Here is a 26,147-nt window from a genome sequence, read left to right as displayed (position 1 = left end):
CTGCTTGGCGGCAGAACTGTTCTCAGGCTCCGCGCCTGATAACTAGTAGTACATCGGTGGTTGTTTGCATGTGTCTAATCTTTCTTTACCTAGTGGTAAAGATCAACTCGCACCCCGTGCTATCTCATTATATGAGACGAATGTCCATTGGGTGGACGCATGACACGCCCACCCGCGGACGAACTTCTGATTTTCCCCGCGGCCGCTAACCGCAATAGGCGCCTGTGGAGGCCGACTTCACCAGCTTGGCGTACTTGGCCAGCACGCCGGAGGTGAACTTGGCGGGCAACGGCTCCCAGCCGACCTTGCGGGCTTCGAGTTCCGCCTCGTCGACCAGCAGGTCGAAGCTGCGCGCCTGCATGTCCACGCGGATCCGGTCCCCGTCCTTCACGAACGCAATCGGTCCCCCGTCCACGGCCTCCGGAGCCACGTGCCCGATGCACAGGCCCGTAGTGCCTCCGGAGAACCGGCCGTCGGTCAGCAGCAAGACGTCCTTGCCCAGGCCCGCCCCCTTGATGGCGCCGGTGATGGCGAGCATTTCACGCATGCCGGGCCCGCCCTTGGGCCCCTCGTAGCGGATCACCACCACGTCCCCGGCCTGCAGCTCGCCGCGGTCCAGCGCATCCAGGGCGCCTTGCTCGCGCTCGAAGACGCGGGCGGTGCCCTCGAAGACATCCGCGTCGAAGCCAGCGGACTTCACCACGGCTCCCTCGGGGGCCAGCGTCCCGTGCAGGATCGCGATGCCGCCGGTTTGGTGGATCGGGTCCCGCATGGCGCGCAGGATCTTCCCGTCCGGATCGGGCGGGGCGATGTCCGCGAGGTTTTCCGCCACGGTCCTGCCGGTGACTGTCAGGCAGTCCCCGTGCAGCAGCCCTGCATCCAGCAGCGCCTTCATGACCACCGGGACGCCGCCGATGCGGTCAAGGTCGTTCATGACGTAGCGGCCGAAAGGCTTCAGGTCCGCCAGGTGCGGCACCTTGTCGCCGATGCGGTTGAAGTCCGACAGCTGCAGATCCACCCCCGCCTCGCGGGCGATGGCCAATAGGTGCAGCACCGCGTTGGTCGAGCCGCCGAAGGCCATGAGCACCGCAATGGCGTTCTCGAAGGCCTGCTTGGTCATGATGTCGCGGGCGCGGATGCCCTGGCGCAGCATCTGGACCACGGCCTCGCCGGAACGCCGGGCGAACATGTCGCGGCGGCGGTCGGCCGAGGGCGGGGCGGCGGAGCCCGGAAGGCTCATGCCCAGCGCCTCGCCGATGGAGGCCATGGTGTTGGCAGTGTACATGCCGCCGCAGGCGCCTTCGCCCGGGCAGATGGCCTTCTCGATGCGCTCGAGGTCGGCCTCGCTCATCTTGCCGGCGGCGCAGGCGCCCACCGCCTCGAAGGCGTCGATCAGGGTGACGTCCTTTTCCGTGCCGTCCTCCAGCTTTACCCAGCCGGGCATGATGGAGCCGGCGTAGAGGAAGACCGCCGAAAGGTTTAGCCGGGCGGCGGCCATCAGCATGCCGGGCAGCGACTTGTCGCAGCCGGCCAGCAGGACAGAGCCGTCGAGGCGTTCGGCCATCATCACGGTTTCCACCGAGTCGGCGATGACCTCGCGGGAAACCAGAGAGAAGTGCATTCCCTCGTGGCCCATGGAGATGCCGTCGGAAACGGAGATGGTGCCGAACTGCATTGGGAACCCGCCGCTGGCGTGGACGCCTTCCTTGGCGCCCTGCGCCAGGCGGTTCAGCGAAAGGTTGCACGGGGTGATTTCGTTCCACGAACTGGCGATGCCGATCTGCGGTTTGGCGAAGTCCTCATCCCCCATGCCGACCGCGCGCAGCATGCCGCGCGACGGAGCAGCGTGGATGCCGTCGGTCACTGCACGCGACCGCGGCTTGATGTCCGGGCTGGAGTCATGGCTCATAAAACATCATTCTAGGAGTCAATATGACCACTTGGGCAACCCATGACGCGCACATGACACAAATAGGTTGCCGAAAGCACTGATCAGATTGCCCAAAACGCTGCACTCCGGGAAGGTACGCCGCTTCTCCTGGTCTTGTTGCGGTGGCACGCATGCCCGGCCGGCAAGCGGAAAATGCTGACGCACTTCCTCCTCCCCGTCCTCCAACCCCTCCTGCCTCCCTGTTCCCGGTGAAGGATTCATGGGCCGTGGCACTCTATTCCGCTCCGATGGGACAAGCCCAACGTCGTGTCGCCCCCATCGCCACCGCTGCCTTGCGTGCGCCCGGTACACCACCTGCAGGCACGTAGGCAGGGCCCCTCGGTGCTACGGCAAGCGGAGCGCAACGGCACGAAATATTCTCGGTGCGCTCGGGCCACTAACCGCTGATCTGGTGTCGTTCACCTGAGAATTCCATGTGGCCAGCCCGCTGCCTCACCGACCTGTAGGTATTACTTAGTAGAGTGAGATACATGGACACCAGCCCAGCCGAGAACCCGACCGAGCAAGTCAAGACCCGCCTGCACCATGTCTTCGACTCGCAGATCCCGAATTTCGCCAGCTACAACCTGGTGGCTGGAACCGGCATCGCCGGCTCCGGGGGGCTCAAAGTCATCGGCTATCGCCGGCAGCCGGCCGAGCTGGTCCTCGCGCCGGTCAACTCCAGCGATCTCACCGCTTCCGAAGACGCCATCACGATCAACAACACAAACGTCAACCAGCTCGCCCTGCTCAATGACGGCGAGTACGAGGTAGCGACCTCCACCGGACGGGTATTCCGATTCTCCATCCCGCTGCACCCGGGCATCGATCTGCAGCTCGATGACGCCGTCTCGCTGTCGGCGGTCATCGACCAGGAAGACGATGCCAAGGACTTCGCGGATTTCATGGACCACTTCATGAACACCATCGAGGGCACCGAGAACTTCGTTTAACAGCCCGCACCTAGGCCTGGAAAGAACAACCCCGACGCCACTGCCCCGGCATCCCGCACCCCAAAGGGGGCAGGATGCCGGGGCTGTTGCGCACCGCGGCTGCTCAGCTGGCCAGGAACTCGTCCTCTTCATCCAGTCCATGCGGGGTCTTCTCCCACACGTGCGGGGTACGGACCATTTGGTAGGCCGCGCGCCATGCCGCGATGGAATGCAAGACCCAATAAGCGGGGTTCAGCAGCGCGAAGGCCGCCACCCGCGCACCGTAGCGTCGCCACGCGACGATACCGGAGACCACAATCATCATGGCGTTGCCGAAGATCATGGTGCCCCAGCCCAGGGCGAGCAGGCCTTGGGGAAGATCCAGGCCGATGAACTGCACGCCGATGTAGGTCACGATGGTGAAACCAAGCACCAGCGGATACGCCAAGAACGCCAGCGGGGTTCCGGCAATCAACCCGATCATGCCGACGGCGCCGCCCAGCCCGGTGCGTTTGGCGAAACGCAGCGGGCGGCGCATGTTGACCGCCGCGGTCACCATGTAGCCCTTGATCCACCGGGTGCGCTGCCTGATCCACGCCGGGACCTTCGAACAGGCCTCCTCCCAAGTGGTCGAATTGATGATGCCCACCCGGAAGCCGCGCACGCTGGCGCGAAGCCCCAAATCGGCGTCCTCGGTCACGTTCCACGGATCCCAGCCGCCCAATTCACGCAGCTGGCGCGCACGGAAGTGGTTGGACGTGCCGCCCAGAGGCAGCGGAATCCCCGTGCCTTCAAGGCCGGGAAGCATGGAATCAAACCAATGCGAATACTCGACCGCGAACATCTTGGTGAGCACGTTGTGCTCCGCGTTGAAATAGTTCAGCGCCGCCTGCACGCACACGAGCGGGCGCACGGTGCCGTCAACCTGCGACCTGATCCGCTCGTCTTCGCGGAACGCATCGATCGCCTTGCGAAGCTGGTCCGGTTCCGGCCGGTCCTCCGCATCATAGATCACCACGAACTCTCCATTGGCCATCGCCAATCCGTAGTTGCAGGCACGGGGCTTGGTCTGCGGCACCCCGCGCGGGACCACCAGGATGCGCACATTGCTCGGCGGGGCCGCCGCCTTGGCCGCGGCGATGGTTTCCTGGTCGTCTTCTTCCAGCAGCAGCAACACTTCCAGCTTGGATTTCGGGTAGTCCAGCGCGCCGATGTTCTCCAGCAGCTTGGCGATGATGTTCGCCTCGTGGAACGCGGGGATCAGGATGGTGTAGATCGGCAGTTCGTCGTCGGGCATGCGATCCGTGCTCGGTGCCTTGACCCCGTAGCGCTTCCGCCACAGCCCGAGCCTGCGCGCGGCCAGCCGGCGGCGGGCGCGCTGGATCGGGGCATTGATGCTGGCAACCGTCTTAAACAGGATGCTTGTGGCAAAGCTGATGTTCGCCGCGAAGAGGACCACGATCATCGTCCGGCGGAAGTCCACCACGAGTCCGGCGATGAACACCGCCAGCAGGATCGCGGGAAGGACCATTTGCCAAATTGTCAATGCGACTTTCGCTGACTGGGCGGGATCGTCCACGGACAGCCGGTCCGCCGCGTCATAGAGCATTTCCCGGCGGAAGCTCGCCTGGAGCGCCTGCTGGATGTCCCAGTCGGTCGTCGCCACGACATCCACCGGCGCGCCGAGAAGTTGCCGGGCTTCCGCCAGGACGGCAGGGGTCGGCGCAGTGCAGGTAGCGATCGTGATCCGCCCGTCATCCTGCCGCCGGTAGGGCAGCCAGGCCGAAGACAATGCCCATTCATGGTCGAGTTCCGCCAGCAGATCCGGTTGCGGCGGATCTTCGACCAGGTCAACCAGCGTGGTGCCCCACTGTCCGGCGAGCGCGGCGTACATGTCGCGGCGTTGCACGGCCCCGGCCAGCAGCAGGTGGCGGCCGAGCAGTCCGCCTTCGCGGCGCTGGTCTTCCAAGGCCCGGTCGATGTCGGACTGGGTTGCCAGATGCTGATCCACCAGCAGCTGCCCCAAGGGCTTGTAGGCGGAGTTCATCGATCGATCCTTTGCAGCACGGCGTGCGTGGGCGAGGTGTAGACGGTTCGGTAGCTGGCCCGCGCAGAGGGCCGCGCGATGAACGCCTGGTCGACCAGGTCCACCGGCCCTGAATTGACCGGCGCCCCGTCCTTTTCGACATTCAGCAGCACCCAGCGGGCATGCGCCGCCGGGTTGTCCAGGGCCTGGGTGAAGTTGTCCCCGGAGGCGCGCAGGAAGATCTGCGAGATATCGATGCCCAGCAGCGGCACGATCGCGTTGCCTCGGGCGCTTTCATCAAGCAGCAGCCCGCCGCCGTCGTAGTTCTGCGCCAGCCACTGCGCCGCCTCGGTGGAATACCGGGTGGAGCCGGCGCTCATGGCGGCCTCGGCCAGCACCGGCGCGCGATCGACGGGACCGGCAATCCACCAGCCAAGCTGCAGCAGCACTGCCGCGCCGAGCCCGGCCGCCGCGCCCGCGCGCAGCACCTGCCGCGCCTGAAGTCGCCAGTTGTCCTTCCGCGTGAGCCACTGCCCGCCGGCGTCCACTGCCAGCGCCGCCGCCAGCAGGAAAAACGGCATGGCGGTCATGGCGAAGCGGTTGTTCCACCAGGTGCTGGGCAGCGAATGCGCGTTGTTGATCGCGGTCTGGCCCAAGTACATGCTCACCACCGCGAAGACATAGGCGCTGGAGGTCAGCCAGAGCACCAGCCCCGGCGTTTGCAGGCGCCACCGGTAGGCGGCGACCAGCAGGCCCGCACCGGCGAGCACGAGCAGCAGCACTCCGGCGGTGCCCAGCACCGAGGAATGGAACGTGAGCAGGGTCAGCCCCAAATTGCCCTTGGTGGGTAGCAGGCCGCTGCTGCTGATAGAGGACTGCTGGGCGCCGGCCGAGTAGGGGCCGAACATGAATTCCAACGGGTCCCCGTAGATCCCCCAGTTGTAGGCCAGCCACCAGCACACCGCCAGCGCGGGAATCCATGCGTATCCGGCGGCCATGATGATCATCTGCTGGAGCGAACGGGTACGTCGCAGGGTCACCACGCACACGAAAATGGTGCCGGTCAGCGCCAGCATCCATCCTTCGTAGCGCGAGAGCATGGCCGCCGCGGTGGGAATTCCGGCGAAGACCGCCAGCTCCCCGGCGCTCATCCTGCGCGGCGCCAGCGCCCAGCGGCTCAATCCGGACAGTGCGGCGACGAGGAACAGCAGCAGCACCGGTTCGGTCAGCGCCGTGGTGTAGAGATACAGCACGCTGGGGTTGGCCAGCAGCAGAACCAGCATCGCCAGGCGGCCGGCACGGCCGATGCCCAGACGGGCCGCGATGCGGTAGAGTCCCGCGGCGGTACCGGACAAGGCGGCGCTTCCCAGCAGGGCCGCGGCCCACCCGGTATGGAAGAGCGGGTCGATCGCCACCAGCGGGATCAGCAGCAGGTGCGGCACCGGCAGCCATACGGTGCCCAGCTGTTCGAAGCCGGGAGCCATCGAGTCGATCACGCGTCGCGCGATGGTCAGGTGGCTCTGGGCGTCGGAGTAGGCCATGGCCCAGCCGCTGGGCACGGTGACGGCGCTGGCCGCCAGTCCGAGCAGCCCGGCGGCAAGCGCCACCAGCACGGAGCCGGGCACCTTGCGCACCTCCGGCGGGGCGCCCAGCAGCCGCCAGGCACGCTGCAGCCGCGAAACTATTGATTGTTTCGGGGCCGTGCCGGTGCTAGCGCTCATTGGATGAGGTTACGGACTGCGGGCCGCCGGCTGCCGCCTCCGCGGCCGCCTGCGCCTTGGCTCGGCGGTTGGACCTGCGCAAGGCGAACGCGCCAGCCAGACCGGCCAGGACCAGGGCCGCGACGCCGCCGGCCGCCCACCAGGCGTAGGGGCGGTAGTCGTCGGTGAGCGAATCCTGCGGGATCAACGCATTGCTTTCCACCAGGACCGGCGCGGCGCCCTCCTGCGCGACCAGCAGGTTGCGCGAGAGCGAAGACCAGCCGCCGGCGGCTGGCGCCACCCGGTCGGCTAGATCGTGATACAGCGCATCGGTGGCTGTTCCGTCTGGCGACCAGCCGCCGGCCAGCAGCACGGCGCGACCCGAATCCTCGAAGGCCTGCAGCGCGGCGTACGGCTCCTCGGTGCCCACCCCCGCGGAGAGCACGGAGGATTCGATGGTGCGGAAACGTTCCAGGCGCAACGGCGCGCCGAGCTCATCGGCAAGCTGCGCTTCGCCTCCCACCACCACGGTGCTCAGCGGCGAGCCGGCCACATCCTCGATGGCAAGGTTCTGCACGTGCAACGGCACGGCGCTGGCCTGTTGCAACGAGGCCAGCAGGCTGGTGGCGAGCGCATTTGCCGTCTCCGCGGAAGTCCCGGCGCCCAGGGCGAGGCCCACTTCGCCTGCGGTTTGCTGCGGCAGCATCTCGAATCCCGCGGCGCGGCCCGCGCCGTACTGCGGGGTCACGGTGCTGGCGCTACCATCCAGATGCACCTGGACCGGCAAAGTGCCGGCGATGGCGCAGTTTGCGCCCTGCGCCGCGGCATCCAGCTGGAGGCGCAAGCCGTTGCGCGAGGTGACCAGCGACTGCGGGATCTGGATGTCCGCGTTGAGCGCGGTGCTCTGATCCAGCACGAAGGAATCGACCAGCTGGTCGTTCCAATACACGTTCAGGGCCGCTTCGGTATTCTCCGGGATGGCGCTGTGCGTCCCGGACAGATGCACCTGGGCTCCGTCTAGGCTTGAACCGAGCTGGGCCTCGTCCACTCCGATGTACAGCGAGGATTGGCCGTAGCCCTCCAGCTTCGGTGCGGTGGCGCCGAGATCCGCGAAGCTCATCACCTCCGCCGGGGTCCAGCGCTCGCCCTGGACCGGCGCTGACTCGGCGTCTACGTGGCGGCCGACCGCCAGGGTGAGTGCCCGGCTGCGGATCACGGTGTCGAGCTCTGCCAGCTGCTCCGCGGTCCCGCTGATCCGCAAGGTGGTTCCGGCGCGATCCAGGGCAAGCTTCATGCCCTGCTCTGCGAGCTCGAAGGCGACGGTGTAATCCGCATCCGCGGCATTCCAGGCGATATCGGCGGACGGGAAGGCAGCGGCCAGAGCGGGGACCGCGCTCAGCGCAGCCTGCGAGGCTTCGCCTTCACCCTGGATGGACACCGAGCCGGGCGAGCTTGCAAAAAACTGCGCCACCGATTCAGGGGCCTTGGCCTCGCCCGCAGCCTGAAGCTGTACCTGGGAGAGCTCAACCTGCTGCGGTTCGACGCTCAGGCAGCGGCCTTCCCGGGACTCGGGAAGCCAGCGGACCGCAACATCCAAGGTGCCGTTCTCCGCCGCGTGCTTCGCGTTCAGCGGCAGGTCGAATGCGCCGGACTGGGCGACCGGCAGGGACTTGATGATGTCCTTGCCGACGCGTAGCTGCAGCTGCCCGTCCGTGGCCGTGGTCGAGACCCGGCCCTTGATCGACGCAGGCTTCAGCCCCTGTGCCACGGGCACCGTAACGGTTGCCCAAGCTCCGGTGTCGCTGGTGGAGGCCGGCTGGCTGACCTTCACGGATTCATCGGCCAGCGCAGGTGCCGAAGGCAGCAGGCTCAGCATGAGCGCGGAGCCGAGGACAGGGACCAGGATTTTTCGGTTCACATTTCTCCAAAGGGCCGGGCCCGAAATTTTCGAGACCGGTGGCTAGGACACAGACAGCTGCGGTACCCCACCTAGAAAGACCCGGCAATCCCGATCCAGCGTGCTGCAATCCCCAGAGCAGTGTGCACGTCGTGGCTGCCGCCGGGACCGTTTCCGGACCGGCCTGTCAAACTCCGCACTCTAAAACTACTGACCGTTATGGGCAAAAACAAAAAATAATGTGCTAGAACTCTAGTTGGCTTGGACACAAGCCGGACAATGAAGGGACGCACCTGTGCATGAGTCGGCCGATGACCCGAGGATCAAAGAGCTCATCGACGCAATCCTTCGCACCGCTACCGGGGATTTCAGGACGTTTCTGGAACCCAGCAGCCGGCGCGACGGCATCGATGCGATTATCGTGGGGTTCAACGCCATGTCCGCGCGGCTGTCCGAACTCTATGGCCGGCTCGACGAACAGGTGGTCCGGCGCACCGCCCAGCTCGAATCGGCCGGAGAGCAGCTGCGGATCCTGGCCTACAGCGATCCGCTGACCGGGCTGGCCAACCGGGCGGAGCTGGGCCGGCATCTTGATTCCCAGCTTGCCGAGGTGTCCCGCGGTGAGCCTGCCAGCGCTTTGTTCGTGCTGGACCTCGATTCCTTCAAGCTCATCAACGACACCCACGGCCACCATCTGGGCGACCTGGTCCTGCAGGAGATCACCACCCGTCTGCGGCGCATCGTGCGCGACACCGATGTCGCGGCGCGCCTGGGCGGGGACGAATTCGCGCTGCTGGTGCATCTGGACTCCTCCGATGCCCCGGGCTTTGCCGCACGGTTGCTGGCCGAGCTGAACCAGCCGATGGTTCTGGAGTCAATCGTCATCAATCCCGGGGTGAGCATCGGCTACGCCCAGGCGGATGCGTCATTGGATGCCGAGCAATGGATGCAGCAGGCCGACACCGCCATGTACGAGGCCAAGCGTTCCAAAACCGACAAGGTCCAGCGTTTCGCGCAGCACATGCTCGTCGAGCGCGTCACCAAGTCCCAGCTGATCGCGGACTTGCGCAGTGCGGTGCGCACCGAGGAGATTTACGCGGACTACCTGCCGATCGTCGATCTTGAAACCTCACGCGTCCTGGCGTATAAAGCCCGTGCCCGGTGGGATCATCCGGAGAAGGGCCTGATCCCGCCTGAGATCTTTGTACCTCTGGCGAAGCAGTCCGGGTTGCTGCCGGCGGTGCGCCACCGCATGGTGCGCAATTCACTGGACGATTTCTCCTCGTGGCGCCGCAGCGGGGAAATTTCCGCGGACTGCCGCCTGCATCTGAATATCAACCACATCGCTTTGCGGGAGGATGCGTTCGCCGCGCAGCTGGCCAAGGAGCTGGCTGTACTGCAAATGCCCGCCGCGAACCTGGTCCTGGAGGTCACCGAGGGGCATTTCATCTCGGAAGACGGCGCGGAATTGCGCACCATGCGCAAGCTCAGGGAGCTGGGCATCCAGGTGTATCTCGACAAGTTCGGTGCCGGATACTCGTCCTTCGGCTATCTCGCGAGACTGCCGTTAGGCGGCATCAAGCTCGATAAGTCCCTGACCAATGGCATCGAGACGGATCGGGTCAAGCACGAGGTGCTGCGCGCGATCGTGGCCATGGCCGATGCCCTGGCACTGGATTGCATTGCCGTGGCGGTGCGCACCGACCAGCAGGCGCAGGCGCTGCGGGCACTGGGAGTGGGCACAGCGCAGGGCTACCACGTCGGCGCCTCGGCGAAACGTGCTTCGCTCCCTCCTGAGCGTGGGTAGACTGGGCATATGCGGGAGCAATCCCCCGGTGGCCTGACTCGCACTCGCGGCACCCGGCGGGGCCCCGTTCACACTGAGCATATGGGGATCTATGAATCAATCATCAATGGCCGGAGCGACCGGCACATCCGCGCGGGCGTGGAGCATCACGCGCTTACCGGGAAAACTTCTCGAAGTCACCTTCAGCCCGGGCATGAGCCTCGGCGCAGACGACACCGCGCGTCTGGTGCAGAGCCTGCAGCATCATTCGGGCAGCCATCCAGCGCGGGTGCTGATCAACGTTTCGGGCCTGAGCAATGTCTGCCCTGAGGTCGCAGGGGTCCTGTCCTCCAATTCACGACCCACACGGTTGGCCTTCCTGGGCGAGAGCCTGATGGACGAGGTGCTTGCCGGCTTCATCCTGCCCGAGCTGGACGACGCGATCACCTCGCGCTACTTCACCGCACGGGCCGCCGCGCTGGCGTACCTCGGCCAGCGCTGAGCCGCCGCAACGCCGCTGGGCCCCTGACACGACTGGACGTCGTGTCCGGGGCCAGCTGCAAGCACGGCGGAGTAATGGCGGTTCAGCCGCGAAGGCCGTAGAGGTCCATGTCCGGGGCCTGCGTGACCAGCCACGGGCTGAACGCCCAGGGGGTGGCGGTCATGGCCCTGCCCAGTTGCAGCGGATCCACCCAGTGGTAGTCCATGACTTCATCGGGCGCCGGAGCCAGCTCCGAGTCGATCACCGCGGTGAACACCGGGCAAATCTCGTTTTCCACGATGCCCGAGGCATCAACCGCCCGGTAGCGGAAGTCGGGCAGCACCACGGACAGGCCGCTGATCTTCATGCCCAGTTCGCGTTGGGCGTGGCGGCTGATGGCGTCCTCGAAGGACTCGCCGGGCTGCGGGTGGCCGCAGAAGGAATTGGTCCAGACCCCGGGCCAGGTTTTCTTGTCCAGCGACCTGCGGGTGACCAGCACCTGTCCCTCGGTATTGAGAACATGGCAGGAGAACGCCTGGTGCAGGGCCGTGTCGGTAGTGTGTACAAGTTCCTTGGGACATGTGCCGATGGGTTCGCCGGTCTCTGAAAGCAGGATTACGTCCATGATCTCAACCGTACCCGAGCTTTCGCGGCCACGGGGCCCGGGCTCGCCAGGGCTGCCGGACGCGGCGGTGCCGCGTAGCTCACCCAAAACTCAGCACCGCGATGATCAGCATGGTCAGCAGGAACCCGCAGACGTAGTTGATCCACAGGAACCGCTTCCAGGCCTTGTTGGCGCTCCCCGAGGTCTCATCCGTGACACCCAGGTGGGGCAGGACATTAAGCACGTAGGGAATGGCCAGCAAGCCGGCCAGCGCGGGCAGCCCGTCCAGCGAGGCGAACAGCAGGATGCCCGCCGTCAGGTACGCGCCGAGCACCAGATAGAGCGTGGTCCTTGCCGAGCTGACGGTGGCGATGGATCCCAGCCCAGCCTCGCGGTCCGGGATGATGTCCTGGATGGCCCCCAGCGCGTGGCTGGCAATGCCCCACAACAGGAAGGCGGTGAAGACGAGCCACTGCGCGGCGCCCAGGGCGGTGCCGGCCAGCACCCAGCCGTACACCGCCGGGGAGACGAAGTGCACCGCGCTGGTCACCGAGTCCAGGCCCGGGCGTTCCTTGAAACGCAGCTTCGGCGCGCTGTAGGCGAGCACCGCGGCCAGCGACACCAGCAGCACCAGGTTCGAAGCAGCCGTCCCGGCGAGCGCCAGCACCAGCACGAAGGGCGCGGTGGCCAGCAGGCACCAGCGCAGCACCGCCGTGTGCGATTCCTTCGCGAGCAGCGCGCCCTCGACACCGCCCTTGCGCGGGTTGCGCAGGTCCGATTCGTAGTCGAACACGTCGTTGACCCCGTACATCAGCAGGTTGTAGGGAATCAGGAAGAACAGCGTGCCGACCACGAATTTCCAGTCGATTCCGCCGCCGGCCAGCAGGTAGGCGGCGGCGAAGGGGTAGGCGGTGTTCACCCAGGAGATCGGGCGGGAGGTGAGCAGCAGTTCCTTGATCATCGTGCGCTCCTCGCGGTGGGTTCCGGTCTCGTGTCCTGGTCGCGCGGGGCGGCTGAGAGAAGCCACCAGAGCCCGGAGACGAACAGGACCGCGCACACCGGGTAGAAGAAATCCTCGATCGGCGCCAGGCCGATGCGCACGCCGGTCAGCGTGTGCTGGCCGTAGTCGAAGAGCCCGGCGTAGATCATGAGGTTGTCGAAGATGGCGGTCAGCACCACCATGACGGCCAGCGCCGCTCCCAGCTGGCCCGCGACCCGGCGCAACGGGATCCGGCGGACCAGCAGGGCGGCGGCCAGTGTCAGCGCTGCGGCGGCGGTGAACCAGAGGCTGAGTTCAAGAAACATTCTCCGCTCCCTTCCGCTGCAGTGTGCGGCGCAGCCAGGTGGTGGCCACCGGCCAGCCGGTGACCACGATCATCGATGAATAGCACAGGAACAGCAGGAAAAAGACTTCTTCCAGCGGGAACTGGTCCCCCACCATCAGACCGGTCATCAGCTCGGACTCGCGGTGCAGGAAGATGCCCCGCTCGATGGCCAGCACGTCCCACAGGACGAAGAAGCCGGTGCCTGCGGCCAGGGCGATCACCGCGCGCAATGGGTGGCGGAAGATGAACAGTTTGCCCTTCGCGTCGCACAGCAGCATGCAACCCAGCAGGGCGATCAGAATGAGCAGGTAGATCATGGGGCCGTCCTGTCCCGGGTCGCGAAGCCTGCCGGGTCCAGCGCGCCCGGGGCGCTGATCCCCTCGACGGCCTTGGCCGCCAGCTCGCCGCTGATCAGGCACATGGGCACCCCGACGCCGGGGCGGACGGTGCTGCCTGCATAGTAGAGCCCGTCGACGGTGGAACTGCGGTTGGACGGGCGGAACATGGCGCTTTGGCGCAGGGTGTGCGCCAGGCCCAGGGCTCCGCCCCGGTAGGCGCCGTACTGCTGTGCGAAATCCTCGGGGCCGATGCTCTGGCGCACGATGATCCGCTCGCGCAGGTCCGGGATCTTCGCCCAGCGCGACAGCTGGTCGATGGCTGCGTCCGCGACCTGCTCCACGGCCGGGTCCCCCTGCCCGTCGGGTCCGCCGGTTCCCCAGGCGGCCGCGGCCGGGGCGGGAACCAGGATGAACACGTTTTCGCATCCGGCCGGCGCGACGCCGGGGTCGGTAGCGCTGGGTTTGCACACGTAGATGCTGGTTTCCCCGCGCAGCGGTTGGCCTTCGCGGATGCGGGCGAAGTTGTCGTCCCAGTCCTTGGTGAACAGCAGGTTGTGGTGTTCCAGCTGCGGCAGCGTGCCGGTGATTCCCAAGCAGAGAAGCACCGCGCTGGGGCCCGGGTCCAGGGATTCGAAGCGCTTGGCCGTGTGGGTGTGCAGCTGCTGCGGCAGCAGCGTGGAATCCAGGTGGCGGGCGTCGGCGGCCCCGATCACCACGTCGGCCGTCGTGTGCTGTTCCCGGCCTTCGGCGTCGATCCAGCGCACCGCGCGCACCGCAGGATTGTGTCCATCACGATTCTGGCCGGTGTCGATCCCGGTGGCCGTGGCGCCGAGCTCGATGCGTGCCCCGTGGCTGCGGGCCAGGTCGGCCATCGCGTCGGCCACGGCGGCGAACCCGCCCAGCGGGTACTGCACCCCCTGGCTCAGGTCCAGGTGGCTCATCAGCTGGTAGAGCGCCGGGGTGCGCCGCGGGCTGGAGCCCAGGAACACCGCCGGGTAGCCCAGGATCTGGCGGGCGGGTGTGCTGCAAAAGCGCCGGGCGATGTGCCCGTGCAGGCTGCCGGCCAGCAGCGGAAGCAGCTGCGGCAGGTGCTTGAGGATGCTCGGGCGCAGCAGGCCCCGCGGGTGGTGGAAGTCGTCGTAGAGGAAGTGCTCCAAGGCCAGCTGGTAGCCGGTCGCGGCGCGGGCCAGGTAGGTGTCCAGTTTCGCGCCGCTGCCGGGTTCCAGCTGCTCGAACAGCTCGCGCGCCGCCTGGCCGGTGCCCACGTCCACCGGTTCGGCGTCGTGCTCGAAGAAGGTGCGGTAGCCCACCGGCAGCCGGCGCAGCTGCAATTGCTCCTGCACGCTGCTTCCCATCAGGGCGAACCAGTGCTCGAAAACCTCGGGCATCAGGTACCAGGACGGTCCGGTGTCGAAGCGGAAGCCCTCGCGTTCCAGGCGCCCGGAGCGCCCGCCCACGTGCTCGTGCTGTTCGAGCACGGTGACCTGGTGGCCGCGCGCGGCGAGCAGGCCGGCGCTGGCCAGGCCGGAGAATCCGGCGCCGATGACCACGACGTGCTTGGGTTCAGGCTGCATGCGGTCCCCCGCTCAACGGAAGCTGCGCCACGTGCGGGGCTTGCCCGGCGGGCCCGGGATTGGGGCCGGGGTCGGGGGCGCGCCAGCGGTGCCCCGTGGCAAGCACGCGGGCGGCGATCAGCGCCTTGCGCGGTGCGGAGACCGAGATGCGCGCGGTGAGCAGCTGCTCTGCCGGGGCCTTGTCCAGCTGGCGGTTCAGCCGGGCGAACAGGTCGTGGGCCATGCGCACCGCGCGGGCCGCGGCCGGCGCCAGATAGGGCAGCCCGGCGCGGGCATGGGCCAGGTCCGTCTCGATGTCAGCCACCAGCTCCCGCTTGCGCGCTTCGGTGAAGTGCTCGGGATCGATCCCCGGGAAGTACACGCGCTCCAGCTGCCGGCTGTCGGTGGCCAGGTCGCGCAGGAAGTTCACCTTCTGGAAGGCTGCGCCCAGGCTGCGCGCGGCGCGCTCGGCCAGCTGCGCCTGCGCGGGGGTTTCGGCCGGGGCCGAGGGCATGGCGCGGAACACCTGCAGGCACATCAGCCCGACCACCTCGGCGGAGCCGTAGATGTATTCGCGCAGGCTCTGCTCGCTGTGCCGGTGCACACTCAGATCCGCGCGCATCGAGGCGAAAAACGGGTCGGTGAGCTTTTCGGTGATGCCGGTCTCGCGGGCGGTGAGCGCGAAGGCATGCACCACCAGATTCGTGCTGTAGCCGCGCTGCAGGGCCAGGGCCGTCTGCGCCTGCAACTCGTCCAGGCAGTCGCATACCGCCTGCGGGTTCAGGCCGGCCTGGCTGGCGACGCCGTCCACCACCTCATCGGCGAGGCGGACCAGGGCGTAGATGTTCGCGATATGCGCGGCGCTGGCGGCATCCAGCATCCGGCAGGCCAGCGAGAAGGAGGTGGAGTACTCCCCGAGCACCAGCCGGGCGCTGCGGGCCGCGGTGCGGGAGTAGGTCTGCAGGGCGGTGGGGCGGGCCGCGGCCATGCTCACCAGCTCCTTTCCAGGATCAGCCGGGTGCAGTGGTGCAACCGGTATTGGGCGTCTTCGGGCAGGCGCAAAAAGGCCGCCGAACGGGTGGCTGAAGTGCACAGCTGGCGGGCCAGCTGGCGGGCGAAGGCCTCCGCGTCCTGCTCGGCCATCGCCTGGCGCACCTCTTGCGCTGCGACGTTGCCGGCGCGGAATTCCTGCAGCAGCACCGCGAAACCGGGATTCTCCGCAGCCAGCGAAAGCAGGATGGTGCTTTTGAATTCGCGCAGATCCGAATCGACGGGCTTGCCGGTATCCTGCGGATCGCCGAAGGTGCCCAGCACGTCGTCGATCACCTGGTAGGCGACCCCCAGCTTGGACCCGATGGCTCCGAGCAGCTGCGCCTGCAGCGCATCGGCCCCAGCCAGCAGCGCTCCGGCCTGCAGCGGCAGCTGGAACGAGTAGGCTGCGGTTTTCAGCTCCTCCATGTGCAGCACATCGGCCGTGGTGGCCGGGTGCGGGTGCAGCGAGTAGAGCAGGTCTTCCAGCTCCCCCGCGCCGGCCTGCTCGATGGCCTGGAAGAAGCAGGCTTCGACCTGCTCCTCGTTGTCCAGCCCCGCAGCGGCCCGGGCCGCGACCTTGATGGCTTCGGTCAGCAGAAGGTCTCCGGCGATCAGCGCGGCGCTGTTGCCCACGTGCTCGGCATCGGTGCGGCTGCGCCCGTAGCCGGAGGCCTCGTCGCGGTAGACCGCGGAGATGGTCGGCGCCCCGCGGCGCAGGAAGTCGCGGTCGATGATGTCGTCGTGGATGATCAGCGCGTTGTGCAGCAGCTCGAACGCGCAGGCCAGGTCCAGCGCCCGGCGGCGGTTGCGCCCGCCGAAAGCCTCGTAGCCGAGCATTACCAGGCCGGGTCTGGCCAGCTTGCCGGTAGCCAGCCGCTCGCCCAGCTGGTCCCAGAGCTGCGCCGCGTGCCGCGAGTAGTTGGCGGTCCGCTGGCGAGCCGATGCGGTGAGGTGTCCTAGATGGCCGGAGATTTCCGACAGCGTCGCGTCATCGGCGAAGGCGACGCTGCGCTGCGCCGACTGGGTGTCCGTGCGGTCTGCATGTGTGGTCATGGTGTCCCTACTTCGCTGGTTCATCGGTCTGCGTCGGTGCCGGCCCGGCGGCCGGCAGGGAGGATGCGGCAAGCTCTTCGCTGGCCTGCCGCAGCAAGTCGGCAACCCGGACGCGGCCGGGCTCGTCGAGTTGTTCACAGAGTCTATGCAGATTGCGCAGCAACGCCAACCCCGGACCTGTACAGTGCGGATAGTTGGCCCCGGGCCCGATCACGGTTCGGCGGCGGTCTGCGCCATGCGCATGCCGAGAGACGAACCCGCGCGATTCAAGCCGGTCGAGCACGGTGGTTGAGCCGGCCGAGGAAAGGCCCAGGTAGCGCCCCAGGGTCCCGGGGCTCACCGGATCCACCGTCCGCAGCAGGTTCAGTGCCCGCAGGTCGGAATCATTGAGCTCAAGCTGGGAACGGTAACGATTTTGAGCCAGGTCGTAGGACAGGCACAGTTGCTGGACCAGCCGGAAGAGGTCCCCGGTGGAGACCTGAGGGTCGGGCGGAACTTGTGAATTCTCTGGCATGGTATCTCACTTGGTTGATATTTAGCCTGTCTAGATACATCATGGTTTAAGTATTCGGATTTGTCGACTCTTCCCGGAAAGTTTCTCAGCTGACACCCAAGGAGATGGATCATGCAGCAGTCGATAGCAGTCCCCCGCCGGCCAGTCCTGGCGGCCCAAATAGGCACCGCGCTCGCCATTGCGCTGGCCATCTACGGATCATTCCTGGGCAGCGGCGCCGCCGGCGGCACCCCCATCCAGAATGCCGCCGGCGGATACCTCAGCGCGGATGCCACCCTGCTGGCACCGGCCGGCCCCGCCTTCTCCATCTGGTCCCTGGTCTATGCAGGCCTTGCCGTCTTCGCGGTATACCAATTCACTCCCGCCGGCACCCGATCCGAAACCCTGCACCGGCTGCGCGGCCCGGCCTCGCTGTCGGCCCTGCTGAACGCGGCTTGGATCCTGACCGCCCAGGCCGGATGGCTCGCCGTGAGCGTCGCAGTCATCTTCATCCTGCTGGCGTCGCTGGTCTGGGTCGTCATGCTCCTGCGCACCCACGGCAGCGCGACGCGGACCGAGCACTGGATCATGTGGATCACCTTCGGCGTGTACCTGGGCTGGGTCTGCGTGGCCAGCCTGGCGAACACCGCCGCGTGGCTTTCTTCGCTGGGAATCGGCGCCAACGCCTCCTGGCCCGTTGCGGCCGCAATCGTCCTGCTGATCGTGGCCGCCGCCATCGCAGTGGCGCTGACCGGCTACACCCGGGGCCAGCTGGCTCCCGCGGCGGCTATCGCCTGGGGCTTGGCATGGATCGGGGCCAGCCGGCTGTCGGGAACCAATGAATCCACGCTCGTCGGCATCTCGGCACTGGCCATCGCCGGCCTGGTGCTGCTGGCGGCGCTCGCCGTCGCGGTGCGCGCCCGCAAGGAACGGAGCCTGCCGTGAAGCTGATAGCCGTCACCGGAGCCACCGGCTACATCGGCGGACGGCTGGTTCCGCTGCTGCTGCGCCGAGGACACCGCGTCCGGGTGCTGGCCCGCGACGCCCAGCGGCTGCGCGATGTGCCGTGGCGGGACCAGGTCGAGGTGGTCGAGGGCAGCTTGCAGGATGCCAACGCGGTGGCCGAATTCTGCCGCGGGGCCCACACCGTCTACTACCTGGTGCATTCAATGTCCGGCACCAAAAACTTCATGTCCGACGAGGAGCGCTGCGCGCAAACCATGGCCGATTGCGCCAGGAAAGAATCCGTGGCCCAGCTGATCTACCTCTCCGGATTGCACCCGGAGGGCGAACTGAGCGAGCATCTCGCATCCCGGGTGCGGGTGGGCGAGGTGCTCCAGGACAGGAACCCGGATCCGGACGGGCTTCATACCTTGATCCTGCAGGCGGGGCTGGTGATCGGGTCAGGCTCGGCAAGCTTCGAGATGATCCGACACCTGAGCGACGTGCTCCCGGTAATGCCGGCCCCGCGCTGGGTGAAAAACCGGGTGCAGCCGATCGCGGTGCGCGACACCCTGCACTATCTGGCTGCCTGTGCCGAGCTGGACACTCCGGTGAACGACACCTTCGACATCGGCGGGCCGCGCGCCTACAGCTACGCGGACCTCATGCGCATCTACGCCAAGGTGGCGGGGCTGCGCGAGCCGAGGATCTGGGCCTTGCCGGTGCTCACCCCGCAGCTGGCGTCGCACTGGGTCAACCTGGTCACTCCCCTGCCGCACACCCTGGCCACCGCACTGGTCGGCTCGCTGCAGCACGACTGCGTCATGGGTTCGCACCGCATCGATCAGCTGATCCCCCCACCCGAGGGCGGACTGACCGACTACCCGGACGCGGTGCGCCTGGCCCTGGAGAAGATCGCCTCCGATTCGGTGGAGACCAGCTGGGCCACCGCGCATCCGGTCTCGGCGCCGGCCGAGCCGCTGCCCTCGGATCCGCAGTGGGCCGGACGCAAGATCTACATCGACCAGCGGACCATGGAAACACAGGCTGATCCCGCAGACCTCTACCAGGTCATCGGACGCATCGGCGGGGAATCAGGCTATTTCGTGTTCCCGAGCCTGTGGCGGATCCGCGGGCTGATGGACAAGCTTAGCGGCGGGGTGGGCCTATTGCGCGGGCGCCGCTCGCGCAGCACCCTGGCCTTGGGAGATGTCGTCGACTGGTGGCGCGTCGAAGCGCTGGAACGCAACCAACTGCTGCGGCTGCGCGCGGAAATGCGGGTTCCAGGCCAGGCCTGGCTTGAATTCCGCCTGGAGCAGCGGCCCGGCGAGCGGGTCCAGGTCACCCAGCGGGCGATCTTCGTGCCCCGCGGGCTGGCCGGGCGGGCCTACTGGTGGTCGGTGAGCCCGTTCCACGCATTCATCTTCTCCGGCATGCTCAAGAGCATCGTGCAGCAGGCCGAGGGAACGAGCCCCTAGGATTGACCGGCTTCAGGTTCCTTGCCCTGATCATCGAGAGCGGTTTGCGCGCCGTTCATGCTGTCCTCCATGGCATCCGAGGTCCGGGCGAGGAACCTGATAATCACCTCGCGCTCGGCGTCGGTGAACTCCCGCGCCACCTCGAACCGCTGCGCATGGTGGCGCCCCACCTGCTGGCGGGCCATCAGGTGCGTCGGCCCGGTGACTTCGATGCACCAGGAGCGGCGGTCGGTGGGATGCGGGCGGCGTGCGACATGCTCGCCCTCGATCAGCCGGTCGATCATCTTGGTGACCGATGCGCTGGAAATACCCAGATAGCGGGCGAGCTGGCCGGGGGTGACTGCGGTGCCGGCGTGCTTGGCGGAAATCAGCATGCGCAGGGCGCGCATGTCGGTCTCATTGAGCTTCATGAAGCTCTGGGAATTGCGCATGATTTGGCGTTCAAGCTGGCGCATGCGTCCCATCTCGGCCATGATGCGGTCGATCTGCTCCAAGGCTTCCGGGCTCACTCCCTCGCGCTTGATCAGGTTCTGGTCCGGGTCGGATTCCGCCAGACCATACATCGTGGGCAGCTTTCGCTCGTTCACCGTTCCCCCTATCCAATTCATTTCCCGCGCAGTCTCCTATTCGGCCGCGGCCTACCGGCGTTTCTTCGATGGTAAGCCCTGAGGCTTCCGGGCATGCTGAAGACTGCGGTGAAATGCGGAAACCCTGCGACCGAAATCGGTTCGCAGGGTTTTCATTGGTGCGAGTAGAGAGACTTGAACTCTCACGTCCGAAGACACTGGAACCTAAATCCAGCGCGTCTACCAATTCCGCCATACTCGCTCGCGCTACACCGGAAAACGGATTTCCGAATGACGACCTCATTTAGTGTAGCGGAAGTGCCAGTCGATAAGAAATCGACTGCACCGGCTATTACTTGGGGTCAATTCCCAAGTCACGGCGGAGCTTTGCGACATGCCCGGTGGCTCGCACGTTGTACTGCGCGAGCTGGACCTTGCCGTCTTCGTCCACCACGATGGTCGAGCGGATCAAACCTTCGTAGACGCGGCCGTAGTTCTTCTTCTCGCCCCAGGCTCCATAGGCCTCGGCGACAGCGTGGTCCTCGTCAGACAGCAGTGGGAAGTTCAGTTCTTCCTTGGCCACGAACTTTTCAAGCTTGGCGACGCCGTCCGGGGAGATTCCCAGCACCTGGTAGCCGAGGCCGGTGAGTGACTCGATGGAATCACGGAAGTCGCACGCCTGCTTGGTGCAGCCCGGGGTGGAGGCGGCCGGGTAGAAGTACACGATGGTCTTCTTGCCTCGGTAGTCGGACAGCGAGACAGCGTTGCCGTTCGAGTCATTCAGGGTGAAGTTCGGGGCCAGATCTCCGACGGAGAGTCGTTCGGTTGGTGCTGCGGCGGTGCTCATCGGTTAAACCTCGTTTCGTAGCTATACAAAAAATCCGGCCTGATGAATCAGGCCGGATCTGCTGTGCGCCCTCCGGGACTCGAACCCGGAACCTAATGATTAAGAGTCATTTGCTCTACCAATTGAGCTAAAGGCGCTAACTTCACTCTGACTAGTTATTTTCGAACCGGTCTTTGCGACGTAGATAATCATACGCAGAAGTCGCAGAAAATCAAAAATCGTACAGCAACACCCATTGGTCGACATGAAACCACTAGTCAGATCATTATTCCCGCTTCCGCCACCAGCGCTCGGCAACGGTAAACGCCCAAATGTCATCCCGTGTCTTGGAGCACATTCGGCCGCTGGGGGCCCGACCTCCCAGCGGCCGAATGCCCGGAACACTACCGGCGGCCGGTCGGGCGGCGTAGTCGCAGCGCGGCAGCTCCAGCGGCGGTCAGAACCAGAGCACCTAGCAAGGTCCACACCACGGAGGCTCCTGTCGCGGCCAGAGAGTCGCGCTCATCTTCCCCGCCCTCGGGTTCCTGTCCGGAGTCCTGCTCTCCGTTCTGAGTTCCTTCCACGGCGTTTCCCGAAGGATCGGCGGATGGATCCGCCGACGGTTCTTGGGACGGCCGTTGCTCTTCATCCGGCGCCGGGTCTCCGGACTCCGGAACGGCGGGATGGGTCGGCGACGGCTGCTCCAGGTCCGGTACGTCGGCGCCATCCTCGTCCATGCCGCTGCCCTGGCCGTCTTCAGGATTCTCCGGTTGCTCCGGAGCCGGCGAGCCTTCCACGACCACCACACGCGAAGCAATGGCCTGGTTGCCGTTGGCATCTTGGACCGTGTAGGTCAGCGCATAGCTGCCCGGCGCGCCCGTATCCACAGATCCGACTATTTCGATATTCCCCGTGACATCGCCATCCGTGTTGTCCACGGCGCTCACGGAGTCCATTGGGTCGAACGCATCTCCCACTGCGAGCGTGGTTCCTTCCGGGATGGTCAGCTCCGGAGCGACGGTGTCGGTACCTGCCGCACTGGCCGTGAACACACCCGTCTGGCGCACCTGCCCCGGAGCCAGATCCTGTTGAGTCTGCGCATCGACGCTGGTGACGTACCAGGAGTAGACCTCTCCCTCGGTGAGCCCCGCCCAGACGACCGACGCCGGCCAGCCGGAACGCGCCGTCGCTTCACCGATCACCTCGCCCGTGGGCGCCAAGGACATGACGGCATCGGTGCTGAAGCTGGTCTGGCGCGTTTGCAACTGGATCGGCAGGCGAAGCTCGTCCTCGGTGCCGTCGTAGCGGTTTTCATCGTCGTATTCGGTGGCACCGAAATCGCCGAGCATCGGCGAGTAGGTGTCGATTGCCAGCTCGGAGCGCTCAACGTCGAACTGGAGCATACGCAGGTAGCTGGAGCCGAAACGCAGCATGTCCTGCGGGTTGCGCCCGTCGATGCCCGCGAGGCCGAGCTGTTCGGCGTCGACTTCGTAGAACTGGTAATCGGCGAGCAACTCGACGACGTTGTTCTGAGCCTGCCCCACGTCTTTGCGAACCTGGATGCTCACCCCATGCTCGTGGCCGGAAAGCACCAGGAAGATGTTCTTGTTCTTCTCCAGGATTCCTTCGGAGATGCGCTTGCCGTCGTGCGAGTAAGCGGCGCCTCGCCCGTCGGCGTTGATGCTCGGTTTGTTGTAGGCGTGGGTCATGAGCATCGCATTGCGGTCCGGGTACTGCGCAAGCACGTCGTTGGCCCAGGCGATTTCCGCCTCGGTCACATCAAAGCCCAGGTACAGGGCGATGAAGTCCAACCCTCCGGCACTGAACAGATCGTAGTGGTTGTCGTTATCACCAGGCGCCCAGGACTGGTAGCTGGCCTGCGCCTGCTTCCACCCTTGGCTGTTTTCCAAGGACTCGTAGCGTTCCGGACCAAAGTACTGGTTGTACAAGTTGTCCGGGCCTACATCCTTGCCCGATCGATTGTCATGGTTGCCCGGCAGTACGCCGTTGGGTATGCCGGTCTCGTCCAGAATGCGCTGCGTTTCGGAGGTGAACTCGAATTCGCGTTCGGCGATGCGGCGCTGCGTTTCTTCGTCGGCGTAGACGTCCTTATGCCAGTTCTCCACGATGTCGCCGGTATGGCTGACGTATTCGATCTTCCGCTGTTCGGCATTTTCGGCGATCCAGCGCGGAATCGCGTTGTAGGCTTCAGCCCAGACCTTCTGCTGTTCCGCCGAGTACTCCTGCTCTACTGCGCCTTCGGCCAGGTACTGGGTGTCGGTGAAATGAACCATGGAGAAGTCGTAGCCGTCGGGGTCTTCGAATTCTCCGCGCACCGGCTCATCGAGGTCGTCGGCAAACGGATCATGGGCCGTGACCAGCAGTTGTGCCTCGCCGTCCGCTACGTGCTCGGCGGAGATCCCTCCGTCCAAGGTCAACAGGCCATCGCTGACACCGCGGCCGCTGGCCACCAGGTCCCAGGCCGAGTTCTGCTGGTTCCAGACGCGCAATTGCGCTTCGCGCTGCGGGTCAAGCTGCCCGCTCCAGCGCACGCTCTGCTCCGCCGCCTTCGCATCGGCTGCCACAGCGAAACGCTGGTATGGAATCGAGCCTTCGCTGGTCGCTTCGCTGGAGAAGAGTGATTCATCTCCGGGAAGAAGCGCTTCCTCGATGCTTTGCGTCCGAGACTTGTCCCCGGCAGCGAAGTCCAGCGTCTCCGGCAGCTGCGAGATGACCCCGGAGGTGCCGCCCTTGGCGATGCTCGTTTCGCCGGCGTAGAAAGTGGAATGCACATCGCCGCCGTCGGGATTGGTGGCGTTGGCCGACAAGGTCACAGTGCCCTTGCCTTGACCGGTCTGAGTGCCGTTGCCTTCGGGGATGCTTCCGGAGGTGAATTCGATCTGCTGCGAGATGCCACGGCCGAACACATCGGTTCCTGAAGCCTCAATGAGGTGTTTGCCTTCAGTCATTCCGGCAATCGGATCGCCGGGTTCAATCGGCTCTCCATCCAGCGTGTATTCCACGTTCGCGCCAACCAGATCCTGGATGTTCCATTCAACCTGGAATTCCGAGGCCTTGGTGATGTTGGAGCCGGCAGCCGGAGTGCTGGACTCGATCCCTGCAGCCAGACCCTTTGAGTGGCCGAGCGCTTGCGCATTCAGCGAAGCGATATGCGGCGGCGCCAACGGCTGGCTATAGATGCGGGCTGCAGCAATCTTCGACTTGCCGTGGAACTGCACGTTGCCATTGGATGAATCGGCGCCCAGCACGAAGTTGTGCGCTTCGGGTTTCGGCGGCCAGGTGACGGTGGAACCGCTGGCTTCCTGGGCCGCGACGAGCTTTCCGTTGAGGTAAAGCTTGATCTGCTTGCCGTCGAAGACTCCGACTGCGTGGTACCAGCGACCGCTCTCAATCGCTGCGGTCGCCGAGCGATAGGCGCCGGTATGCAGCATGAAGGACAGCTTGTCGCCGACCAGACTCAGCGAGAATCCCCCTGCTTCCTTGTTGGAGCAGAGGTTCTTTTCACCGGTAGCCGTGGTGTCGCCGTCGTAGCGGAAGACGCATTCAAGGGTCATCCCCTGGGAGAGCGATTCATATTGGTCTCCCAGGGGGTAGGCCAGTGCGTCATTTTGCCCATCGAAGCTGGCCACGTGCTTGCCCATCGCGCCGTCCTTCGCAATGACCGGCTCGTCATAGATGTCCGCCTTCACACCGCGGGAACTATCGATGCTTGAACCGTCCGCGAAATCGATATTCAATACGTCTGCCTCAGGCGCTTCGGGCATGGTGTGGAATTCATCGCTTAGTGACAGAGCTTGGGCGGCTGGCAACGCCTCGCTGTAAAGTCGCGCCTGCCCCAGCACGACATCGGCGAAAGCCTCGCTCTTTCCGACGGCGCTATCCGCTCCAATCACCATATTCTGCGCCCGCGGATCGACAGGAGTCATGGTGCCGACTGCGGGGGTTTCAGCCACCATCTGGCCATCCACATAGAGCTTGATGGACTTGCCGTCGAAGGAGCCCACCACGTGATACCACTGGTCAGTGCGCAGCGAGGTGGAAACACGCTTATAGGAGCCATCCACATGCAGCATGAAGTCGAGTTTGCTGTTCTTGGCAGTCAGGGCGAAACCGCCACCCTGCTTGTTGCCGCAAAAGGTCACTTCCTTGGAAGGCAGTTCTCCATCGAATTTCACGGAGCACTCAACGGAGAACGAATCAGCAAGCTTGTCGTAATCCGCCTCGGCCAACTCGTAGGAGTAGGCATCATCAGCACCGTCGAAATCGGCGCTTATTCTGCCGTTCTGCTCGTCGACCTGTAGCGACGGTGCACCAAAAGTACGCAGAATTCTTCCCTGGGCCTGATCCTCAGCGGACTTCGTAGAGAAGTCGACATTCAATAGGTCAGCTGTCACCGTGCTCGGTGCCGCCCATGCAGCGGGAGCCAGCCCCACACCAGTAGTCAGCACCGAAGCGCCTACGAGCAACGAAGCGAGAGTCGTAGATTGAGTTTTCATGGTCTCTTTTCTTTACGAGGTACGAGCCGGGTACCTTGGCAAAGCTACGGAGGCCAATCGAACTCAAGATGTTAATTCACGAATATCGAGTGACTTAACGATTAATCTTCACTAACGAGCACTACCTGTGCACTTAAAGTGCGAAGTGAATTGGAGATTCATTCCGAAAATTTCCTGAAGTTCTGCGGAAGAGTCAATGAAAACTGTTATTTTTGATCAGAATATTGTTAATTTCACGGGCATCACCGCTGCGTGGCCGATGGCGGGAAACAACGCAACCTGCAAGTCGTCGCCCCAAGGAGAACCTCGGGTAGATAACACAAAAGGCCAGACCTAAGTCTGACCTTGCTTGTGCGCCCTCCGGGACTCGAACCCGGAACCTAATGATTAAGAGTCATTTGCTCTACCAATTGAGCTAAAGGCGCATATTCATTTGTGTAAACAATGACTTCTAGAACAAAGAAATTGTTCGTGCGCCCCCCGGGACTTGAACCCGGAACCTAATGATTAAGAGTCATTTGCTCTGCCAATTGAGCTAGAGGCGCCCGCTGCGATGTTCTAGAAGCTTTTGGGCTTCGCGCTTTCGCAACGAGATAAAACTCTACCAGCTTTTGAGCTTCGTGCAAATCGAGAGCCCTCTTTTCTGCGGTGAGCTTCATTACATGAGA

The 26,147-nt window shown here is 65.1% G+C and carries 20 protein-coding genes and 4 tRNA genes; 5 read left to right on the top strand and 19 right to left on the bottom strand.

Features of this window, described 5'->3' with window-relative positions; translation table 11 throughout:
* Positions 1 to 205: 205 nt before the first annotated feature.
* Positions 206 to 1,909 carry a dihydroxy-acid dehydratase gene (gene ilvD, locus ACTX90_RS07315; protein WP_443443661.1) on the bottom strand — a complete coding sequence of 568 codons (1,704 nt, stop codon included), beginning with the start codon at positions 1,907 to 1,909 and terminating at the stop codon, positions 206 to 208.
* A 512-nt stretch (positions 1,910 to 2,421) separates the two neighbouring features.
* Here ilvD and ACTX90_RS07310 point away from each other — a divergent pair.
* The gene (locus ACTX90_RS07310) at positions 2,422 to 2,883 is read left to right on the top strand and encodes a hypothetical protein (RefSeq protein ID WP_053797881.1); all 462 of its coding nucleotides are present in this window, start codon (positions 2,422 to 2,424) and stop codon (positions 2,881 to 2,883) included.
* A 103-nt stretch (positions 2,884 to 2,986) separates the two neighbouring features.
* Here ACTX90_RS07310 and ACTX90_RS07305 read toward each other — a convergent pair whose 3' ends face one another.
* The 3 genes from ACTX90_RS07305 to ACTX90_RS07295 are packed head-to-tail and all read right to left on the bottom strand — an operon-like array spanning position 2,987 to position 8,506.
* Positions 2,987 to 4,909, bottom strand: coding sequence for a glycosyltransferase (locus ACTX90_RS07305; RefSeq protein ID WP_443443659.1), 1,923 nt, complete (start codon positions 4,907 to 4,909; stop codon positions 2,987 to 2,989).
* Positions 4,906 to 6,609, bottom strand: a complete 1,704-nt coding sequence (locus ACTX90_RS07300) for a hypothetical protein (RefSeq protein WP_443443657.1) — start codon at positions 6,607 to 6,609, stop codon at positions 4,906 to 4,908. Before ACTX90_RS07300 ends, ACTX90_RS07305 begins: the two co-directional genes overlap by 4 nt.
* Positions 6,599 to 8,506, bottom strand: a complete 1,908-nt coding sequence (locus tag ACTX90_RS07295) for a cellulose biosynthesis cyclic di-GMP-binding regulatory protein BcsB (RefSeq protein ID WP_443443655.1) — start codon at positions 8,504 to 8,506, stop codon at positions 6,599 to 6,601. The genes ACTX90_RS07300 and ACTX90_RS07295 overlap by 11 nt, the downstream gene beginning before the upstream one ends.
* A 274-nt stretch (positions 8,507 to 8,780) precedes the next feature.
* Between ACTX90_RS07295 and ACTX90_RS07290 the strand changes: the two genes are divergently transcribed.
* Together ACTX90_RS07290 and ACTX90_RS07285 are read left to right on the top strand one after the other, a co-directional pair.
* On the top strand, positions 8,781 to 10,292 hold the full coding sequence (locus tag ACTX90_RS07290) for a putative bifunctional diguanylate cyclase/phosphodiesterase (RefSeq protein WP_443443653.1): 1,512 nt from the start codon (positions 8,781 to 8,783) through the stop codon (positions 10,290 to 10,292).
* Between the two features lie 91 nt (positions 10,293 to 10,383).
* Positions 10,384 to 10,773 (top strand): hypothetical protein, encoded by a 390-nt coding sequence (locus ACTX90_RS07285; protein WP_161449410.1) that lies wholly within the window; start codon positions 10,384 to 10,386, stop codon positions 10,771 to 10,773.
* Positions 10,774 to 10,855: 82 nt separating this feature from the next.
* On the opposite strand, the gene idi is transcribed toward ACTX90_RS07285, so the two are convergent.
* The 8 genes from idi to ACTX90_RS07245 all read right to left on the bottom strand — a co-directional run bounded on the left by idi (position 10,856) and on the right by ACTX90_RS07245 (position 17,171).
* On the bottom strand, positions 10,856 to 11,377 hold the full coding sequence (gene idi, locus ACTX90_RS07280) for an isopentenyl-diphosphate Delta-isomerase (protein ID WP_443443651.1): 522 nt from the start codon (positions 11,375 to 11,377) through the stop codon (positions 10,856 to 10,858).
* A gap of 79 nt (positions 11,378 to 11,456) precedes the next feature.
* Positions 11,457 to 12,317 (bottom strand): prenyltransferase, encoded by an 861-nt coding sequence (locus ACTX90_RS07275; RefSeq protein WP_424572242.1) that lies wholly within the window; start codon positions 12,315 to 12,317, stop codon positions 11,457 to 11,459.
* Entirely contained in the window at positions 12,314 to 12,661 is a 348-nt protein-coding gene (locus ACTX90_RS07270) for a lycopene cyclase domain-containing protein (protein WP_047118859.1), read from the bottom strand. Before ACTX90_RS07270 ends, ACTX90_RS07275 begins: the two co-directional genes overlap by 4 nt.
* Positions 12,651 to 12,998 (bottom strand): lycopene cyclase domain-containing protein, encoded by a 348-nt coding sequence (locus tag ACTX90_RS07265; RefSeq protein ID WP_113607829.1) that lies wholly within the window; start codon positions 12,996 to 12,998, stop codon positions 12,651 to 12,653. The genes ACTX90_RS07270 and ACTX90_RS07265 overlap by 11 nt, the downstream gene beginning before the upstream one ends.
* Positions 12,995 to 14,593, bottom strand: a complete 1,599-nt coding sequence (gene crtI / locus ACTX90_RS07260) for a phytoene desaturase family protein (RefSeq protein WP_443443648.1) — start codon at positions 14,591 to 14,593, stop codon at positions 12,995 to 12,997. Before crtI ends, ACTX90_RS07265 begins: the two co-directional genes overlap by 4 nt.
* A complete protein-coding gene (locus tag ACTX90_RS07255; RefSeq protein WP_443443997.1) occupies positions 14,583 to 15,560 on the bottom strand; it encodes a phytoene/squalene synthase family protein in 978 nt (325 codons plus the stop codon). Before ACTX90_RS07255 ends, crtI begins: the two co-directional genes overlap by 11 nt.
* Positions 15,561 to 15,562: 2 nt before the next feature.
* Positions 15,563 to 16,657, bottom strand: a complete 1,095-nt coding sequence (locus ACTX90_RS07250) for a polyprenyl synthetase family protein (protein ID WP_443443646.1) — start codon at positions 16,655 to 16,657, stop codon at positions 15,563 to 15,565.
* A 7-nt stretch (positions 16,658 to 16,664) separates the two neighbouring features.
* Positions 16,665 to 17,171, bottom strand: coding sequence for a MarR family winged helix-turn-helix transcriptional regulator (locus tag ACTX90_RS07245; protein WP_053797870.1), 507 nt, complete (start codon positions 17,169 to 17,171; stop codon positions 16,665 to 16,667).
* 111 nt (positions 17,172 to 17,282) lie between these two features.
* On the opposite strand from ACTX90_RS07245, the gene ACTX90_RS07240 reads away from it, so the two are divergent.
* Together ACTX90_RS07240 and ACTX90_RS07235 are read left to right on the top strand one after the other, a co-directional pair.
* Entirely contained in the window at positions 17,283 to 18,095 is an 813-nt protein-coding gene (locus ACTX90_RS07240) for a TspO-related membrane protein (protein WP_443443644.1), read from the top strand.
* Positions 18,092 to 19,570 carry an SDR family oxidoreductase gene (locus tag ACTX90_RS07235; RefSeq protein ID WP_047118855.1) on the top strand — a complete coding sequence of 493 codons (1,479 nt, stop codon included), beginning with the start codon at positions 18,092 to 18,094 and terminating at the stop codon, positions 19,568 to 19,570. Before ACTX90_RS07240 ends, ACTX90_RS07235 begins: the two co-directional genes overlap by 4 nt.
* On the opposite strand, the gene ACTX90_RS07230 is transcribed toward ACTX90_RS07235, so the two are convergent.
* From ACTX90_RS07230 to ACTX90_RS07200, 7 genes are all read right to left on the bottom strand, one after another.
* Positions 19,567 to 20,157, bottom strand: a complete 591-nt coding sequence (locus tag ACTX90_RS07230; protein WP_113607832.1) for a MarR family winged helix-turn-helix transcriptional regulator — start codon at positions 20,155 to 20,157, stop codon at positions 19,567 to 19,569. The genes ACTX90_RS07235 and ACTX90_RS07230 overlap by 4 nt on opposite strands.
* Before the next feature lie 156 nt (positions 20,158 to 20,313).
* Positions 20,314 to 20,398, bottom strand: a tRNA-Leu gene (locus tag ACTX90_RS07225).
* A gap of 90 nt (positions 20,399 to 20,488) precedes the next feature.
* A complete protein-coding gene (bcp, locus tag ACTX90_RS07220) occupies positions 20,489 to 20,983 on the bottom strand; it encodes a thioredoxin-dependent thiol peroxidase (protein WP_424572233.1) in 495 nt (164 codons plus the stop codon).
* Between the two features lie 64 nt (positions 20,984 to 21,047).
* A tRNA-Lys gene (locus tag ACTX90_RS07215) sits at positions 21,048 to 21,120 on the bottom strand.
* Positions 21,121 to 21,366: 246 nt separating this feature from the next.
* Entirely contained in the window at positions 21,367 to 25,479 is a 4,113-nt protein-coding gene (locus ACTX90_RS07210) for a LamG-like jellyroll fold domain-containing protein (protein WP_443443642.1), read from the bottom strand.
* 352 nt (positions 25,480 to 25,831) lie between these two features.
* Positions 25,832 to 25,904: transfer RNA gene (locus ACTX90_RS07205), tRNA-Lys, on the bottom strand.
* Between the two features lie 47 nt (positions 25,905 to 25,951).
* Positions 25,952 to 26,024, bottom strand: a tRNA-Lys gene (locus ACTX90_RS07200).
* Between the last annotated feature and the right edge of the window lie 123 nt (positions 26,025 to 26,147).

The organism is Glutamicibacter soli (assembly GCF_052322135.1).
GTDB lineage: Bacteria > Actinomycetota > Actinomycetes > Actinomycetales > Micrococcaceae > Glutamicibacter > Glutamicibacter soli.
This window is presented reverse-complemented; position numbering and strand designations above follow the sequence as displayed.

Bases quoted from the DNA above. Each gene is read 5' to 3' on its own strand.
- ilvD (WP_443443661.1), bottom strand. From the start codon at position 1,909: ATGAGCCATGACTCCAGCCCGGACATCAAGCCGCGGTCGCGTGCAGTG.
- ACTX90_RS07310 (WP_053797881.1), top strand. From the start codon at position 2,422: ATGGACACCAGCCCAGCCGAGAACCCGACCGAGCAAGTCAAGACCCGC.
- ACTX90_RS07305 (WP_443443659.1), bottom strand. From the start codon at position 4,909: ATGAACTCCGCCTACAAGCCCTTGGGGCAGCTGCTGGTGGATCAGCAT.
- ACTX90_RS07300 (WP_443443657.1), bottom strand. From the start codon at position 6,609: ATGAGCGCTAGCACCGGCACGGCCCCGAAACAATCAATAGTTTCGCGG.
- ACTX90_RS07285 (WP_161449410.1), top strand. From the start codon at position 10,384: ATGAATCAATCATCAATGGCCGGAGCGACCGGCACATCCGCGCGGGCG.
- idi (WP_443443651.1), bottom strand. From the start codon at position 11,377: ATGGACGTAATCCTGCTTTCAGAGACCGGCGAACCCATCGGCACATGT.
- ACTX90_RS07275 (WP_424572242.1), bottom strand. From the start codon at position 12,317: ATGATCAAGGAACTGCTGCTCACCTCCCGCCCGATCTCCTGGGTGAAC.
- ACTX90_RS07270 (WP_047118859.1), bottom strand. From the start codon at position 12,661: ATGTTTCTTGAACTCAGCCTCTGGTTCACCGCCGCCGCAGCGCTGACA.
- ACTX90_RS07265 (WP_113607829.1), bottom strand. From the start codon at position 12,998: ATGATCTACCTGCTCATTCTGATCGCCCTGCTGGGTTGCATGCTGCTG.
- crtI (WP_443443648.1), bottom strand. From the start codon at position 14,593: ATGCAGCCTGAACCCAAGCACGTCGTGGTCATCGGCGCCGGATTCTCC.
- ACTX90_RS07255 (WP_443443997.1), bottom strand. From the start codon at position 15,560: ATGGCCGCGGCCCGCCCCACCGCCCTGCAGACCTACTCCCGCACCGCG.
- ACTX90_RS07250 (WP_443443646.1), bottom strand. From the start codon at position 16,657: ATGACCACACATGCAGACCGCACGGACACCCAGTCGGCGCAGCGCAGC.
- ACTX90_RS07245 (WP_053797870.1), bottom strand. From the start codon at position 17,171: ATGCCAGAGAATTCACAAGTTCCGCCCGACCCTCAGGTCTCCACCGGG.
- ACTX90_RS07240 (WP_443443644.1), top strand. From the start codon at position 17,283: ATGCAGCAGTCGATAGCAGTCCCCCGCCGGCCAGTCCTGGCGGCCCAA.
- bcp (WP_424572233.1), bottom strand. From the start codon at position 20,983: ATGAGCACCGCCGCAGCACCAACCGAACGACTCTCCGTCGGAGATCTG.
- ACTX90_RS07210 (WP_443443642.1), bottom strand. From the start codon at position 25,479: ATGAAAACTCAATCTACGACTCTCGCTTCGTTGCTCGTAGGCGCTTCG.